This is a genomic window from Vibrio sp. Y176 (genome assembly GCF_033438945.1).
Window position 1 is genome coordinate 132714 of the sequence record NZ_JAWOQS010000003.1, and the last position, 17385, is coordinate 150098.

14 protein-coding genes are annotated in these 17385 nt (G+C 42.9%); 2 read left to right on the forward strand and 12 right to left on the reverse strand.

Annotation, left to right across the window (positions count from 1 at the left end):
* Nucleotides 1-49: 49 nt before the first annotated feature.
* The 7 genes from R7O13_RS08945 to R7O13_RS08975 all read right to left on the reverse strand — a co-directional run bounded on the left by R7O13_RS08945 (nucleotide 50) and on the right by R7O13_RS08975 (nucleotide 7931).
* Nucleotides 50-1627, reverse strand: coding sequence for a sensor domain-containing diguanylate cyclase (locus tag R7O13_RS08945; RefSeq protein ID WP_005389121.1), 1578 nt, complete (start codon nucleotides 1625-1627; stop codon nucleotides 50-52).
* Between the two features lie 185 nt (nucleotides 1628-1812).
* A complete protein-coding gene (locus tag R7O13_RS08950) occupies nucleotides 1813-2283 on the reverse strand; it encodes a heme-degrading domain-containing protein (protein ID WP_151514744.1) in 471 nt (156 codons plus the stop codon).
* Nucleotides 2280-3320, reverse strand: coding sequence for an oxidoreductase (locus tag R7O13_RS08955; RefSeq protein WP_005377752.1), 1041 nt, complete (start codon nucleotides 3318-3320; stop codon nucleotides 2280-2282). Before R7O13_RS08955 ends, R7O13_RS08950 begins: the two co-directional genes overlap by 4 nt.
* Nucleotides 3321-3331: 11 nt before the next feature.
* Nucleotides 3332-4105, reverse strand: coding sequence for a DeoR/GlpR family DNA-binding transcription regulator (locus R7O13_RS08960; protein WP_053306490.1), 774 nt, complete (start codon nucleotides 4103-4105; stop codon nucleotides 3332-3334).
* 184 nt (nucleotides 4106-4289) lie between these two features.
* Complete coding sequence (locus R7O13_RS08965) at nucleotides 4290-5291, reverse strand: HAD family hydrolase (protein WP_318303624.1); 1002 nt, start codon at nucleotides 5289-5291, stop codon at nucleotides 4290-4292.
* Nucleotides 5292-5454: 163 nt separating this feature from the next.
* Nucleotides 5455-6552 (reverse strand): hypothetical protein, encoded by a 1098-nt coding sequence (locus tag R7O13_RS08970; protein ID WP_213966586.1) that lies wholly within the window; start codon nucleotides 6550-6552, stop codon nucleotides 5455-5457.
* Between the two features lie 53 nt (nucleotides 6553-6605).
* On the reverse strand, nucleotides 6606-7931 hold the full coding sequence (locus R7O13_RS08975; protein ID WP_104975283.1) for an anaerobic sulfatase maturase: 1326 nt from the start codon (nucleotides 7929-7931) through the stop codon (nucleotides 6606-6608).
* Between the two features lie 238 nt (nucleotides 7932-8169).
* On the opposite strand from R7O13_RS08975, the gene R7O13_RS08980 reads away from it, so the two are divergent.
* Entirely contained in the window at nucleotides 8170-8898 is a 729-nt protein-coding gene (locus tag R7O13_RS08980) for a formylglycine-generating enzyme family protein (protein ID WP_373920819.1), read from the forward strand.
* A 45-nt stretch (nucleotides 8899-8943) separates the two neighbouring features.
* Here R7O13_RS08980 and R7O13_RS08985 read toward each other — a convergent pair whose 3' ends face one another.
* A complete protein-coding gene (locus R7O13_RS08985; protein ID WP_318303627.1) occupies nucleotides 8944-11274 on the reverse strand; it encodes a tetratricopeptide repeat protein in 2331 nt (776 codons plus the stop codon).
* Nucleotides 11275-11662: 388 nt separating this feature from the next.
* Here R7O13_RS08985 and R7O13_RS08990 point away from each other — a divergent pair, with 388 nt between their 5' ends.
* On the forward strand, nucleotides 11663-13228 hold the full coding sequence (locus R7O13_RS08990) for an arylsulfatase (RefSeq protein WP_130546076.1): 1566 nt from the start codon (nucleotides 11663-11665) through the stop codon (nucleotides 13226-13228).
* A gap of 188 nt (nucleotides 13229-13416) precedes the next feature.
* Here R7O13_RS08990 and R7O13_RS08995 read toward each other — a convergent pair whose 3' ends face one another.
* The 4 genes from R7O13_RS08995 to ectA all read right to left on the reverse strand — a co-directional run bounded on the left by R7O13_RS08995 (nucleotide 13417) and on the right by ectA (nucleotide 17159).
* Nucleotides 13417-14838, reverse strand: coding sequence for an aspartate kinase (locus tag R7O13_RS08995; protein ID WP_005377768.1), 1422 nt, complete (start codon nucleotides 14836-14838; stop codon nucleotides 13417-13419).
* 86 nt (nucleotides 14839-14924) lie between these two features.
* Nucleotides 14925-15311, reverse strand: coding sequence for an ectoine synthase (locus tag R7O13_RS09000; protein ID WP_005377769.1), 387 nt, complete (start codon nucleotides 15309-15311; stop codon nucleotides 14925-14927).
* Between the two features lie 14 nt (nucleotides 15312-15325).
* Nucleotides 15326-16591: a diaminobutyrate--2-oxoglutarate transaminase gene (gene ectB / locus R7O13_RS09005; protein ID WP_318303629.1), complete on the reverse strand. Its 1266-nt coding sequence runs from the start codon at nucleotides 16589-16591 to the stop codon at nucleotides 15326-15328.
* A 34-nt stretch (nucleotides 16592-16625) separates the two neighbouring features.
* Nucleotides 16626-17159: a diaminobutyrate acetyltransferase gene (ectA, locus tag R7O13_RS09010; protein WP_005393379.1), complete on the reverse strand. Its 534-nt coding sequence runs from the start codon at nucleotides 17157-17159 to the stop codon at nucleotides 16626-16628.
* Between the last annotated feature and the right edge of the window lie 226 nt (nucleotides 17160-17385).

Consider the following 17385-nt stretch of genomic DNA (forward strand, 5'->3'; position numbering starts at 1 on the left):
GCAAAGGTTAGTCACTGGCTCGTTTTATGTTCAGCATAAAGCGCAATATCTATTGTGCGTCGTCACCCAACTCCGTTCTATTTCTTCCATTATGTTTCGCTTTATAAAGTGCATTATCGGCGTCTTTCATTACCGCTTCAATTGGTGTGTCATTGCCTTTCCAGTGAGAAACGCCCAACGAAACCGTGACTTTACCAACCACCTGGAAGTCATGTTGTTCCACGTTGTGTCTAATACGCTCTGCAACATCCATAGCGTGGTTTACGTCTGTTTTTTCCAAAAACATCATAAATTCTTCACCGCCAGAACGACACAGGTGATCATTAGAGCGAGCTTGGTCTTTCATTAACTGCGCAAACTCTCTAAGTAAATTGTCACCCACGTCATGGCCATAGTTATCGTTTACGCTCTTAAAGTGGTCAATATCTAGCGCCAAAACAGAGAACGCGGTATTTTCCTGCTTAAACAAACCAAGAACTTTATCTAATCCACGTCGATTCAATAATCCAGTCATCGAATCTGTTAATGTATCCAGTTGCAGCTTATCAATGGTTTTTGACACGATACCAAATGCTTTAAGAAAGCTAAGCTTCAAATGTGAGACCTCAAAATACCAAGACTTAACCAGTTTGAGATCATCGATAGATGATGAATGTTCTTCGACACCTCGCACAGCACCCGCTAACTGCCAAAGTGGTCTAGAAATAAGAAGGGACAAGAACCAAATTAGCAACAAAGTTAATAAACCAATTGGAATCGACTTAAGGAAAACATTCCACATCTGTTCATCTAGCACAGATAACGTCATCGATTTCGGGCGCTGAGCAACAATTCCCCATCCTGATGACTTTACTGGTGCATAACCAGCAAGCATTTCGACGCCGCGAGAGTTAACAATTTCTTTGTTACCGCTCTGCCCCATCGTCACCGCTTTGATTGCCTCATTATCGTCGATTACTTCACCAACTCTCGACTGATCTGGGTGATAAATCAGAGTGTTACTCTCATCGACAACGTAAAGGAAAGAACCATCTTTGTATGCGTGCTGGCTGAGTAACTCTGCAAGAATATTTTCTTTTTCTAGATAAATAGTGCCGCCGATATAACCTAAATATTCATTAGATTGAGAAAATATAGGATATGAGATGGTTAACAAGTAATTTCCAGCTGGCGATATAAATGGTTCAGTAACAACCGGTGCTTGAGCGTTTAAAGACTGGCGTTTTCTTTCACCCACTAACCTTACACCTTTCACCTGAAGTGTTTCAGGGGATACAGAAATAATAACCCCTTTTGCATTAACGACAACCACAGAGTTAAATGATTTGGTTTGCGTTCTTAATCTCTCAGCCTCTTTATCAAGAAGCTGAGCGTCATGCATCTTGTCTTTTAGCACGTTCGCACTGTATTTTAGCTGCGACATTGAGCTTTCTATGAAAGAGTCTGTCATTTCAGACATTTTTTGGGCGTAAACACGGTTTGATTCTAACGTGTTATTGATGATGAGATCCCTTTGAACACGATAAATCGAGTAGAATGCGTTGATCAAAGTGACAAGCACACTGAACACACATAGGGTGACAATAAGATTTCTAAGATTGAGTTTTTCTTTTCTTCTAAAAGACATTGCCAATGGCCAACTTTGAAGGCTTTCTATATGAATGAGCGTATAGGTTATATGAAATTGATTTGATTTTCAGGTAGTAAGTTGGGATCAATGTTAATATTTGCTCACATTAAAGAACACTTTATGAGCTAAAAAGAGAATTCAGTAGCACGATAAAGAAACCGTGCTACTTTCATATTTGGCGTTTAAGAGGGTTTTGTCTCTGTCATCGTTTTTAATATATCCACAACTAGCTGATGATCATCTAACTGCGGTAAACCCGATACCGTCACAACCCCAACCAAACCAGACCCAGAAAGCCGAATTGGGAACGCGCCACCATGAGCGCAGTACTCACGAGCATCGAGATGAGGCTGATTTTCGAAATCACGTTGCTTTTGCTTGTTGTACATAGAAAGATAGTAAGAGCTGTGGCCATACCTTAATACTGAGTTTCGCTTCCTACGGACCCAATCTAAATGATCAGCACAGGTTCCTGCCATCGCGTATTGAAATAGCGTTTGTCCAAAGCCGTAAACCTCAATAGCAACAGCCGCGCCGCGAGCTTCAGCCTCTTCTTTTAGAGCGAGGCCGATAGACCACGCAATATGGTGATTAAATTCCGCCAACTGAAGTTCATGCTCTTGCAGGGCCACGAGTTCAAGCGTCAAACTCATGGTTTCACCTGAATCGTTTTACCCGTTTTACTGCTTTCCAATGCCATCTCAATCAGAGCGATATTCTGTACTGCCTGAGCGGCAGGAACTGGGTTATCAGTGCCCAAACGAATGGCATCTGCCACACCAACAAAGTAAGCTTGGTACGCGCCTCTCTCCGTTTTGATAGTTTGCGCACCGTCTTCGTCGTAACGGACGCCGTATAACGCCTCATCTTCTTCCGACCAAGCATCGTTTTCCGGCAAACGGCCTTCTTTTAAGTAGCCCTCTTGAGGATCTAATCCGAACTTTTCATATTTAGCTTCCGTACCCAATACTTTGTAGCGGAGATTCGGCTCTGGGCTATACAAGTTTGAATGCAAGTGCACAATATGCTCAGGGTAATGAAGTATCAAGTTGTAATAATCAATCGTTGTCGCACCCGGGCGCATCATTCGACATTGTGCGTCTATCGCATCTGGCAAGCCAAACAACACCAATGCTTGATCGAGAAGATGAGGAGCAAGGTCGAATAGAATACCACCACCATCTTGGGCTAGCTCTCGCCAGCGTTGACGAACTTCAGGGCGGTAACGGTCAAAGTGTGACTCGAATAGCTTTATATCACCTAACTTACCTTGTTCGATAAGAGATTTAACCGTGAGAAAATCTCCATCCCAACGTCTATTGTGAAAAACGCTCAGCACCAGACCTTTCTCTTCCGCCAAGGCGATAAGTTCATTACCGTCTTCTATACGAGTAACAAACGGTTTCTCGACGATGACGTGTTTCCCATTGTTCAACGCACGCTTTGCAAGTTCGTAATGTACGTCATTTGGCGCAGTAATGATTACGAGTTCTGCATCACTATCATCGAGTAAAGTATTCGCATCAGAAAACCACTTAGCATCTGGCCAATCATTTTGAACCGCCTCCTGTTGACGAGAGCTTATCGCGCTCAGCGTTAAATTTGGTAGCGCTTTAATGAAGGGTAAATGAAACGTTTTTGCTGAATATCCGTAACCAATCACAGCGGTTTTTACGGGATCGTAAGCCATTGTAAGATTCCTTATTTCGGTGATACAACAATACATTCAATATCATTGTGATCGAGGAGTTGTTGAAAATCTGATTGAGGGGGATGGTCTGTAATAATGATGTCGATCTTTGACAAATCACATACGTGGTGGAAATTGTCGCTACCAATTTTTCGGGATTCACAAACGACGATGACCTGCTGAGCTTGAGCAATCATCGCTTGTTTCATTGTTGCTTCTAACAAACTATTTGTTGTCAGCCCTCGGGATGACAACGCACACACGCCAATGAACGCTTTGTTCACGTGATAATGCTGCATTTGCTGCTCTGCTTGCGCCCCTAAAACTGCTCTGGCATAAGGGTCAAAGTGTCCGCCTAAGAAATAAACGTCCATTGTGTCGTTTGTCTCAGCAGCGGTCAGCACATCAATGCTGTTAGTAACGACGTTGAGCTTGTTTTCTCCACAACGCGCTTTTCCTGCATAGAGTGGGAGCAGAGATAAAATGGTGCTGGTATCAATAACAAGATGGTCGCGCTCATCCAACAACGCTGCGGCAGATTGAGCCAGTCGATGTTTAACGTCACTCACGGGTCGACTCGCGTATGCCTCGGTATGGGAAGAGATCGGCGCAAGCATGACACCACCTCGTATTCTTTGTAACCCAGGTTGCTGACTCAACTTAACTAAGTCTCGGCGAGCTGAATCTCGCGAGATACCAAAGTACTCACAAACTTCAGACAACGTTACTTTGTTTTGCTGCTCCAGCTTCGCTCTGAGTGCTACGAGTCTTTCTTCTTGTGTCATAACTTAAATTCACTTAAGTGGTTTTAAGTCATGATGCCACATATCAATCAAATAACCAACGTAGGTCAACAAAAATGGTTGGGACAGACACTGAACATAAATTGTTAGAGAAATGGTAAGCGTACTGATGATCATCATCCCCCATCACAAAAATTTCTACGTAGGGTTCATCATGATTAGTGAGCTATTGTTTCATGGCTTCTTTAAACACTTGATTCCAATCTTGTTTCATATCGACAAATAGCCAACCTTGCTCTTCACCTACTTTAAACGATTTATCTAACTTACCAACATGAGAATCTTTATCATACGCCCATTCGCGCTTGTCATCCGTGTGATGGATAATCGCAGAAAATCTTGGACCTGAACCTGCTTTCGTCCACTCTAACATCTGTAAATCACCATCAGAATTACCAAACGCCATTACCGGACGTTTGCCAATGAAGTTTTGGATCGTCACAGGCTTTACTGCTTTGTCATTGACAAAGTCTATTTCCGGCATACGTTGGATGGTAGGTTTTCCATCAACACTTTGATATTCCGCCTTTAACGTCGTTCCCACGATGTTTTGCGTTGGAATGCCGTATACTTCCGGCGCCCAAACGCGCATAAATTCAATTCCGCCTCCAGAAACGATGTAGGTCTGATAGTCGTTAGCTCTTAAATAGTCGAGCAGTTCGAGCATAGGTTGATAGACCATTTCAGTGTATGGTCTACCCGTTGTTGGATGGACAGCCGTTTTCAACCATTCCTTAACTTCTTGATGAAACTGTTCAGTAGACATTCCAGAATGGGTTGCCATAACAAGCTTCATTACACCTTCGAGTCCTTGTTTACCAACCCCCTCCATGTCACCTTTTAATGCGGAAGCAAAGGGTTCGGTTGTCTTCCAATCAGGATGCTCAGAGGCCATTTCTTTTACTCTATCGATCGCAAAAAACAACTGTAGATAAACAGGCTTTTCTGCCCAAAGTGTTCCATCATTATCAAACGTCGCGATTCGTTGGCTTTCAGGAACATAGGAATCCGAACCTTGGGTCGTTGTTTTCGTAACAAACGCCATAATAGCTTGCTTAGCGTCAGTGTTGTTCCATGACGGAAGTGGATCTTGCATATCAGCAGCAACAGCGTAACTAGACAGAGCAAAACCTGTTGCTAAGACAATCGCCTTTAACTTTATAGCCATCTTAATTCCTTATATTGAGGTGCTAGGTGCGAATCCAATCAAAAGTATAGTTCAATTGAAACAGGCGCATATTGAACTGAAATATGCAACGGCCACCAAAAAAGTGACAATGTCACCAATCTAGTCCACTATTTTATTAAAATAGAAACATGGAATTTAACGATTAGAGTTTAAATTCATTGGCTTCAACTGATGTAGGGGCACTTTTACGTCCCTTTTTCTGATTGAGCTCTTCAATAACATAGTCGGGAGCGACCTTCGTTAGCTCTGTTAAACAGTCATCCGTTTTAGGGTTGCCGTATCTAACATAGATGTCACACACGGCATACAATTGTTCTGGAGCACCGGATATCAAATACGCTTGCTCAAAAGCGTTGACAGACTTCTTCAAGTCTAACTCTTCTTGCAGAACACCATTTAAATACCAAAAGTAACTGTTCGTCTTTGCCATCGTCGCAGCTTTGTCTATTTCAAACGCCGCTTCTTTCTTTTTGTCTAATCTAACCAAAGCGAGAGATTTAGAATAATGCAGCGAGGCATCTTCTGAATTTAGCTTGATGCCCTCGTCAAGCACGTTGATAGCTTTTTGGTCTAGCTGTTGCGCTCGGAAGTTGTCTGCATAGCTTAACCAAACTTGAGGGTTGTTTGGCTCAAGCTTAGTTAACTCTGGGTATATCAGCGCCGCTTTATCCCAATCACGATGCCAACGGTAAACGTCTGCAAGTAATAACTTGGAAACATTATCGTTCTTACTGGACAAGTGTGCTGTCAGCTCTGAAACAGGCCCTTCAAGTGACTGCTGTTGCTCTGAACTCAAATTGGCGTAATCTCGAACGAGGTTAATCGCTGCTGTAATTCGCACCATGGCGGCGTCATCACTCAATAATGGTGAAATCAAACGCCAACGGTGCTCAATCATATATGGTTGTGCTCCCACGATCGCAGCTTCGCGAATACCTGCATCTTCATCCTGCAACCCACGCGCAACTGCAACCAATGCATTTTGGCTTGGATAGTTGGCTAACTCACGTAAAGCATCAATACGTTTTTCTGAAGACAACTTTTTATTTTGCGCATCATAAGACAGCTTTTCGACTCGTTGCGCCGGTGTCATTTGAGCTTCTTGTGGAGTGACAACCGTTGTCGGCGATACTTGATCTGGGTCTAGCAATGTTGTTTCTTGTGCCACCACGGCTTGACTCGTAGCAATGCCGATCGAGATCACGAGTAATGATTTAGAGAGCAGCTTAATTTTTTGCATTCAATAACCTATATTCTTTCATTTCCGGGCCTGTAGCAGGCGTAGTGACTATCTTAAAACTTCGTTTCAAACACAGTCTGTGTTTGAGTAGCTTGCTGGCGTAGAATCTGGTCACTGTATTTACCGTGAACCACTGGGTTACCTGTCGCTCGTAAGATGTACGCCATCGACTGATCAACATGGGTAAAAAACTTCTTCCAACCCGCGCAGAGATAATTAAGACCAGGCTCACCTTGCCTAGTACGGATAAAACGGTTTTTGGGACATTCTCCAAAACATGCAAATTGATAATCACATTGAAGGCACTGTTGGGGCAGCGTACGACTTTTAGCAAACCCAAATTTCTGCTGTTCAGAGCTATAAGCGAGCGTATCGAGCTTTTCGTGATGAATGTTTCCAACCTTATATTCTGGGTACACGTAATGATCACACGCAAACACATCACCATTAGGCTCCATTGCTAAGCCTTTCCCGCAGATTTCACCTAAAGTACACAGTGGGTTTTTTCTGCCCATCCAGGTTTCGATACTGGCTTCAAAGTACTGCACAAACACGTTGCCGATATCGTGTAAAACCCATTCATTGAAAATCGCGATCAGAAAATTTCCCCATGCTTCATCCGCAACGCAAAAAGGCTCAACAACGGCATCTTTATGACCTGGGATCAACCGTTTATCTCCCTGCTTTAGTTGCTCGTTTGGCTCCCAAGTTTGAGGGGCGGTTGTTCTGAATGTTTTCTGCTCAACTATTGGAATAAACTGCATTTGAGGGGAGCGTACTTCATCTCGCAAGAATCGGTACACTTCAAGTGGGTTACGGCCGGTCAAGTTGTTAACACAAGTGAGCGTAGCAAACTTTACTTCGTGCTTATGTAATAGTTCAACCGCATTCATAACTTGCCGGAATGTGCCTCTACCAGCTCGGTTTGTTCGATAAGCGTTGTGCATCATTTCTGGGCCATCAATGCTTAAACCGACGAGAAAGTTGTTCGCCTTTAAAAACTCACACCATTCATCGTTAAGCAGTGTGCCATTAGTCTGGAGATCATTGGAGATCGTAATGCCATCGGGACGGTATTTATTCTGTAGCTCAACAATTGTCTTGAAATAATCCAAACCTAGCATTGTCGGCTCACCACCCTGCCAAGAGAAAATGATTTCAGGTGTATTCTGTCCCGCTATATATTGACGGATATAGGTCTCTAGCGTTTCCTCATCCATGACTGGTGAGCAGCCTGGCTTGTACTCAAGTAAATCTTGTTTGCTTAGGTAATAACAATAGGTGCAATCGATATTGCACACTGCACCGATAGGTTTCGCCATGACATGTAATCGCTTGGATGCTTTTCCATTGAACTGCGGACCTTGAGTTATGTGCATTCATCACCTTCTTAGTTGCTAGCCTGTGCCCAACGGCGTTAAGACTAATCATTAAGTTAATCGCCTAGTGTGATGATAATGTTCAATTATTCGTGGCGCTTGTTATAGTGTGTATAACTGTTTTTCATAGACTTGCCTGATAAAATTCTTTGATCATAAATGTTGATGGAGCTCCCCTATGAAGCATTCCAAAAGTAATACTCTTTACCTTGGTGCCGCTATTTCGATTTCGCTAATTATGACTGGATGTGCAACAACACAACCTAGCCCTCTTGCTCAAAAAATCGATCAAGATATGGTTCTTATTGAAGGTGGACAATTTATGATGGGCTCGGATAATCCATCAGCAAATAAATCAGAGCGCCCGGCTCGCACCGTTCGCGTGGATGATTTCTATTTGGCAAAATTTGAGGTAACCCAAGAGTTATTCGAATCGGTTACAGGCTCTTCTCTGAGTTATTTTAGAAACCCAAATACGCCCGTGAATAACATTAGCTGGCAACAAGCCAATTATTTTATAAAGAAATTGAATGAAAAAACGGGAGAGCACTATCGTTTACCCACCGAAGCAGAATGGGAGTTTGCAGCGAAAGGGGGGAATCTAAGTCAAGGATTCACTTACGCGGGGTCTGATGATATTAACGACGTTGCCTGGTATGCCAGTAACTCAAACAATAAGGCACACAAGGTAGGTCAGAAAAAACCGAATGAGCTTGGCTTATACGATATGACGGGTAATGTTGGTGAGTTTGTTATTGATGCGTTTGATGAAGGCTATTACAAATCAGCACCAAGTGATAATCCGGTAAACGCAAAAGATGAAAAAGAAAGCCTGGCACACAAGTCTGTACGAGGTGGTAGCTTTGCCTATGATGCTGACGAATCCGAAAACTATCGTCGCGATTTTGCTAGCCAGTCAGTCATCATGTCCGACATGGGGCTGAGATTAGCGAAAGACGCTGATTAAACCAAGTAAGAAAAAGTGGAGCGATAAAAGCTCCACTTTTGGTAATTAGCTCCTATTGACCCCGACAATAGAGGCTTTAAGCTGATCAATTGCTTGTTTAGGTGCATAGTGACTAAGTTCTTGTATGCACCTATCGAAAGCAAAAGCGACAGCACCTTTTTTATGATTTCTCGCTAGAACCTCGCATTGAGCATACAAGTGCTGTGGATTGCCACCGACTTCAAATGCTGTTTGCAACGCTTTACTGGCTTCTAGAACATCGCTTTTTTCTAGAGCTAGACCGTACACGTACCAATAATGCGCATTAGTTTCACCAACTTCTGCGGCGCGTCTAAGTAGCTTTTTCGCATCATCGGCTTTGCCTTGACGTAACAAAGAAAGACCTGCGCTGTATGGTAATGTGCTGGATTTAGGTTGAGCTTTCATCCCTTGTTGTAGCACCGTGAGCGCAGCTTCTTCTTTACCTAGGTGACGATACAAATCTGCTAGGTTAACGTAGCTATTTTCGAAATAGGGTTCGATGCTGATCGCTTGTTTATACAGCTCGGCCGCTTTGTCGATTTCACCTAAGCTGCGGTACACATTCGCCAAATTGGTTCTTCCGAAACCACGATCGGCATTAAACTCTTGAATTTCCATGTACTCTTCTAAAGGCGATTTAATGATATCTTTTTGTAAAGGGGTCATTTGTGCGTAGTTCGCTACCAGCACCGAGGCAGCTTCCGCTCTCACTGAAAGCACCGGGTCACCAAGCAATGGCTCTAGAATCCGCCACCGATCATGAAATTCATAACCAGACGAGCCTGAAATTGCCCCTAATCGAACCATTTCATTCTCATTCTTAACGGCCCTAGCCAAAGATACTGTTGTATTTTGGTCAGTATTGCCCCCCATTCTCTCCAGGGCTGAAGCACGAATAATGTCTTTTAACGACGAATCCTGAGCAGAGTATGCCAACGCATTTGCTGCTCCTTGATGACCAATTGAATCCGCATAAAATGCGACAGCAAAATGTTGCTGATTACGATACTTCGAATTCGGGTACCATTCTGCTATCTGTTCATCGGCCCATTGATTGCTTTTATCTTCATGGCATGACATGCAAACATTGGGCGTTCCAATATGTTTGCTCAAATCCGGTCGTGGAATATGCCAACTGTGGTCTCTACGAGGATCGACTTGCATGTAAGTCGTTTCTGGCATGTGACAAGTCGTACATTGCGATGCTTCAGATCCAGCCTTATGAAAGGTATGCTTTTCAGGTGTATATTCCGATGCAATATGGCATTGCGAACATACTGCCTCTTCTGGGATCGTTAACTCTGCCGTGTGTGGATCATGACAATTAGTGCACGTGACCCCCTTCTCCGCCATTTCAGATTGAAGAAACGAACCATAAACATAATCTTCGTCGTAAATCTGTCCATCATGATAGTAGAGTTCAGGTGTTATAAGACTTAAGCGATATTTATCAAAAAAGGAACCTTTAACATGATCACCTGTTTCATTTAACTGGGTTCGGCGACTATGGCATTGAGCGCATGTTTGCACTTGATTGGTTGCTTCAATTGATTTCGGCTGTAACGTACTATGGCCTTCCTCAAACACCCAATCCGACACTGCTTTAGACAAATTTCGATCAAAGCCATAATGGCTGTCATGCTCAAAAGAAGTGCCAGCATTTTTGTATTTCTTGGCCAGTTCTATGTGCTGACTAGCGGGACCATGGCATGCTTCGCATCCCACATTAATCTCTGACCATGAGCTGTTGTAAGTGTTTTTGTCAGCGTCGTAATTCTTCTTTAGGTTCGTTGAATGGCAATCAGCACACATGAAGTTCCAATTTTGCCCGGTATTGGTCCAATAGAATTCATCCGTTGTTGTCGTTTCTGGATAAAGATGAAACCAACGCTGTCCCCCTTCAACTTTAGCTCTTGTATCCCAAGCAAAAGGAATAAGCTGCACGCGGCCATCTTCAAACTCGACCATGTACTGCTGTAATGGCTCCCAGCCAAATGTATAGCTGATCTTATAGTCATGCCATTGCCCGTCAGAGCCTTGAATGTTGACCCAATATTCGCCGCCTTTTTTAAAAAAACGATTAGGCATTCCTTTGTGTGTTACAACATGGTTATCAAAATTACCACGCACAGAGGTTGTACTTGCATGCTTCATGGCCATATCGTGATGTGACCCTTTCCAGGCCTCCACCTCGTTTTGGTGGCAATCTATACAAGCTTGTGTGCCAGCATATTCTGGATTTAAGCCTAAAGGAATATTTGGTTTCTCTGTTAATAACTCTTGAGAAAAAGCCATAAAACTGACAACAACGTTGACCAGCAATAAAATACGAAACCGGCCTGCCCACTGACTCATAGATATCCTTATATTTATAATGCACAACCTAAATCAATATAGACACTAAATCACTGGTTATACAAATAATTACAAGCAATACATAACGACTTTAGTATTGCTTTAGGACCGTAAAACAAGCGAGCATCCTATTGTTTTTCATTTCCATCCCCTCTTCTACTACGCAATAAAAATAAGGCTCTTCAGTGATCTAAATCTACTTTACGAATCTCTACAAACTAACAGGACAATCCTATTTCTTCTTAATTAACAAATGGTTACTACCTAGCAATAACTTATAGTTATATCGAGTATAAGAGGATTTTTCTATATACATCATTAACTTATGCAGCAACTAAGCATAAGGCTCACTTGTGCTTATCTTTACTCTCAACAATCTGGAGTTTTTATGGCAAATCAATTGAGCAAAATCGCTGTAGGCGCAGGACTGTTAGCGGCGTCTAGTGCTGCTATAGCAGCAGACAAACCGAATATACTGGCAATTTTTGGTGACGATATCGGCTACTGGAATATCAGCGCATACAACCAAGGTATGATGAGTTACAAAACGCCAAACATCGACCGTATCGCGAATGAAGGTGCGTTGTTCACAGATCACTACGGACAACAGTCTTGTACTGCTGGTCGCGCTGCCTTTATTACGGGTGAAGAGCCATTTCGTACGGGTTTGTTAACAATTGGTATGCCAGGCTCTGACCACGGCATACCTGATTGGGCACCAACCATTGCAGATCTGTTAAAAGAACAAGGTTACATGACGGGTCAATTTGGTAAAAACCACTTAGGTGACCAAGATAAGCACTTACCGACAAAACACGGCTTTGACGAATTCTTCGGTAACTTATATCACCTAAACGCAGAAGAAGAACCTGAAACTTATTACTACCCTAAAGACCCAGAGTTTCGTAAAAACTATGGCCCTCGTGGTGTCATTAAGTCTTATGCCGACGGTAAGATTGAAGACACTGGCCCGATGACACGAAAACGTATGGAGCACGCAGATGAAGAGTTCCTAGAGAGCTCTTTGGCATTTATGGAAAAAGCAGTTAAGGCGGATAAACCCTTCTTTATTTGGCATAACGCCACTCGTATGCACGTTTGGACTCGCTTGCAGGAAAAATACCAAGGTAAATCAGGTGTAAGCATTTATGCCGATGGTATGCTGGAACATGATGATCATGTAGGTGTTTTACTCGACAAGCTGGATGAGCTAGGTGTTGCAGACAACACTATCGTTATCTACTCAACGGACAACGGCGCAGAAACCATGACTTGGCCAGATGGTGGCGCAACACCATTCCATGGTGAAAAAGGTACAACTTGGGAAGGCGGTATGCGTGTTCCTCAACTGGTTCGTTGGCCAGGCGTCATTAAGCCAGGAACCAAGATCAATGAAATGATGGCACACCAAGACTGGTTGCCTACATTATTGGCAGCTGCTGGCGTACCTGATGTAAAAGAAAAACTGGCAGAAGGCTACAAAGCAAATGGCAAAGAATGGCGTGTGCATTTAGATGGTTATAACTTCATGCCATACTTTGAAGGTAAGGAAGAAAAAGGCCCTCGTGAGTCGCTGCTTTACTTTACGTCTAATGGTGAATTAAACGCTGTCCGCTGGAATGACTGGAAACTTCACTTTGCAACGCTTGAAGGGAACCTAAGTAACGCAGTTCGTTTTGCTCCGAACTGGCCTAAAATCATCCACCTACGCGCTGACCCATTCGAAAAAGGCCCAAGCGAATCACAAATGTACTTGCGTTGGATGGCTGACAACATGTGGCTATTTGTACCTGTACAAGACGTTGTGGGAGAGTTCTTTAAAACACTTCCAGAATACCCAATGCAGCGTGGCACAGCGATGAACCCTGCTTCACTAAACTACGACTCTCTAAAAATGCAAGAGAAGCTGCAACAACTAGACAAAGTTGAACAAGAAATCAGCAAGTTTAAGTAAACTAAGTTAACGTTAGTTAATCAGTAACATAAGCCAGCAGACCATTCTGCTGGCTTATGTGTATCGCCACATAGGAACTTACTTAAATCGCCTGTTTAGCCTATACAAAGTGGGCATTGTGAGTACAAACTGAAAAACAAAAAAAGGAGAGCTAACCTGCTCTCCTTTGTATTTTAACCGTGGATAAACTAAGCCACATTAACCGATTTAGCTAAACTGCTACTTTGGAAAAACTCATCATGCAATGCGCAAATCGCGTGCTGGTATTCCTTATCACCGACAACAAATTGAACATTTACATTTCTCAATGATGAGTGCAGTGCAACTGGCGTAACGCCATTATTCATCAATGCAAGCACACCTTTCGCCAACGTCTTGTTGGTATCAATTTGAGAACCGATGGCTGAGATAAGCGCGACCATACGACCTTTAATCGAGGCATTCGGATAACGTTTCTCGGCTTTATACAATACTTTGTTTAAGCTATCAGTACTGCCACCTAGATAGTAAGTAATAGAGTTAGCGTTCATCTCTTTACCAACCAAACTTACACGAGCATCGGAGATGATTTCCATCAATTCGTAACTAACGTTATCGGCTTTTCCTACCATTGCTTGGTCAAACAAATGCAGTGCAAATACTTTTTCTTTACCTGCGATGATCTCGACTTTGTCTTCTTCTGGGCGGTAGCTTGAAGAGATCAAAGTACCTTCGTGTTCAGGTTCGAATGTATTTTTAATCTGTAGCTCAATACCACTTTCACGTAAACCCGCAGCGGCATTTGGGTGAATCGCTTCCATGCCAAGGTTAGCAAGTTGGTCTGCTACGTCATAGTTTGTACTACCAATTGGTAATACTTTTTCAGGGCCAACAACGCGTGGGTCTGCTGAGCTCAAGTGGTACTCTTTGTGAATTACTGCTAAATCCGCTTTTGTTATTGCTGCAATTCGGCTAAATGTCATCTCACTATAACCTCGGTCATAAGTGTGCATTAGGCCCTCTTTACAGTAAGCATAACCTGTCACGATTGGCAGTTCTTTTGATACATCGATATCAGCAAACGCGTCACTGATCGACTCATCAAGGCTTCTTGGCGCTTGATTATCCCAACCAGACAGGTCAACGAACTTAGCGTTAATACCCATATTTTTTAGTTTTAGTGCTGTGTTGTAAGCACTATGTGCCTCACCGATAGACGAGAGAAACTCTCGAATTTGAGGCAAGTACTGGCGCAACGAAAATTGACCGTACTGACAGGTTTCTAAAATATTCGCGATACAGTTTTTCGCTTCAGCAATGCGGGAGCGAATGAATTTATCCGCACGGATACGATTCATTGGGTCCGCAAAAATATTTTCATTGGTCAGCAACATACGGCTTTCAACGTACGCTAACGCTTCTTCCCATTTGTCGTCGCGTTTCGCGATAAGCTGATAAACGCCTGGTTTACTGGTTTTTTTACACTCGAGCAGCGCATCGGTCATACCACCGTATGCAGATACGACAAAAATACGATTGTATGGTGTTTTGGGACGAAGAATAATATTGTCGAGAACAGCATCAAATGCTGTCATTGATGTACCGCCGATTTTTTCTACGGTAAATGTCATGATAAGCCTTTTTTGATTGGTAACTTTAAAAAGAAAAAAGAAGAGATAGTAAAGTGTGGGGTGGCAAAGCACCCCACCATCATCTTTTAGTCAACGAGAGGATAAACACCGTTTTCATCGTGCACTTCAGCGCCAGTAATCGGTGGGTTAAACACACACGCCATTACCATTTCTTTATTCTTATAAGCTCTCAAGTAGTGCTCATCGTGTTTATCAAGGATATATAATGTACCTGGTTTGATTGGGTACGTTTCTCCACCTACAACTTCAATCTCACCTTCACCACTCATACAAAACACCGATTCAAGGTGGTTTTGATAGTGAATATGAGTTTCTGTATCTTCATAAATCGTTGTGATGTGGAAAGAGAAACCCATGTTGTCGTCTTTCAACAACATGCGGACACTTTCCCAGTTATCTGAAACAACACGTCGTTCGCTGTTGCGGCATTCATCTAGAGTTCTGACGATCATAATTAAAATCCTTATTAAGATGCTTGTTTGAAATGTTTCGCAGCGATAGTCTCTACTGCATTTTCAAAGATGCTTAGTCCTTGATCTAGCTCTGATTCGCTGATGGTTAGTGGACAGAAGAACTTCACAACTTCATCGTCTGGACCCGCTGTCTCTATCACCATTCCATTCTCGAAACAGTTTTTCGCGATTTCAGATGCCATGTCACCATTGATACATTCAATACCAACCATCATGCCGCGGCCTTTTTTCTGCACAAACATTTGTGGAAAGCGACGAACACAACGGTCAATCACTGCACTCACCTTGTCTGAACACTGCTTGATGTGTGTTTCAAAATCATCGTTTGCCCAGTAAATTTCTAGTGCTTTTGCCGCAGTAATAAAGGCGTGATTATTGCCACGGAACGTACCGTTATGCTCGCCTGGCTTCCACTGGTCAAGCTCAGGCTTAAGTAATACGACAGCCATCGGCAAACCGTAACCACCGATCGACTTCGATAGCGTCACGATATCCGGTTGGATACCAGACGGCTCGAAACTAAAGAAAGTACCGGTACGTCCGCAACCTGCTTGAATGTCATCGACAATCACAAGAATGTCATTGGCTTTACAGATTTTGCTCAAACGTTGTAACCACTCGTTTGAAGCAGCATTTAAACCACCTTCACCCTGCACAGTTTCAAGAAGTACAGCGGCTGGTTTATCCATACCTGCAGAGTTATCACTTAGCATGGTTTCGAACAGCGCGAGACCATCTACGCCAGCGTAACCTTCAAATGGAATACGAGTGACGTTACTTAGACTAGAACCGTTACCTTGTCTGTGATGCTGGTTACCCGTTGCAGCCAGTGCGCCAGCAGTACAACCATGGAAACCGTTAGTAAACGCAACGACGCTGTCGCGGCCTTTTACTTTTTTAGCCAGCTTCAATGCCGCCTCAACAGCGTTAGTGCCTGTTGGGCCCGTAAACTGAACCTTGTAATCCAAGTTTCTTGGTTTAAGGATGTAAGTATCCAACGCTTCCAGAAACGATGCTTTCGCTTCTGAGTGCATATCCAAACCGTGAGTAATACCGTCCATTTCAATGTACTCAAGCAACGCTTGTTTTAGTACTGGATTGTTATGGCCATAATTTAGAGATCCCGCTCCAGCAAGGAAGTCTAAGTATCGTTCACCTTGTTCTGTTTCTAGCCAGCAGCCTTTCGCTTTACGAAAAACGACCGGGAAATTGTTTGAATATGAGCGTACGTTGGATTCCTGCTTTTTGAAAATATCCATGATGAGACCGTTTTTAATTCCTATTGTTTGAGGATTATTTGAGAGGAATGCGATACAAATATTCTGTATCGTGTTTGCCTTTAAAGTGGGCTTCTTCATCCAAAAATGTGCTTACTTGGCCAGAATTGCCGTTCATCGCATCTAACTTTTTGAACAGTGCCCAAGAGGCTTTATTATCTTCCGTGATGGTAGTTTCTACCGATTTAACACCGCCTAATTCCTCTCGGGTGAGAAGTTCTTTCAACATGCGGAATGCTAAACCATGACCTCTAAAGCGAGGTGAGACTGCAACTTGCCAGACAAATAAAACGTCTTGCTCGTCTGGTTTCTGATAACCGGAAATGAAACCTGCGATTTCGCCTTTTTGCTCAACCAAAATACTGGTTTTGCTGAAATGCGTAGACTGTAGGAAATTGCAATAAGATGAGTTCATGTCCAATGGAGGACAGTCTGCAATCAAGCTGTAAATGTCGTCACCATCAGAGATTTTAGGCTCACGAAAAATCCATTTTTTACTTGAGTCTTCTCCAATCTCTGGATAAAGGACCCAAGGTGCTGATGTGATCATGTGAAAATACATATCCTTTGAGGTCTAATTAAATTTCCTTTTTATTATGGGCATCCCTCGCGACTAAAAATCAAATAATCCGCCTTTTTATCGGTATTTTTGTGACACATGTCACAAAAATAAACCTATTAACCAAAAGTTAAAATAGTTCGAGGTCTAATTTATTAAATAGTCACCTAAATGCACAGTACAAAAAACAACCAGAATAAGACCGTTTTCCATGCTG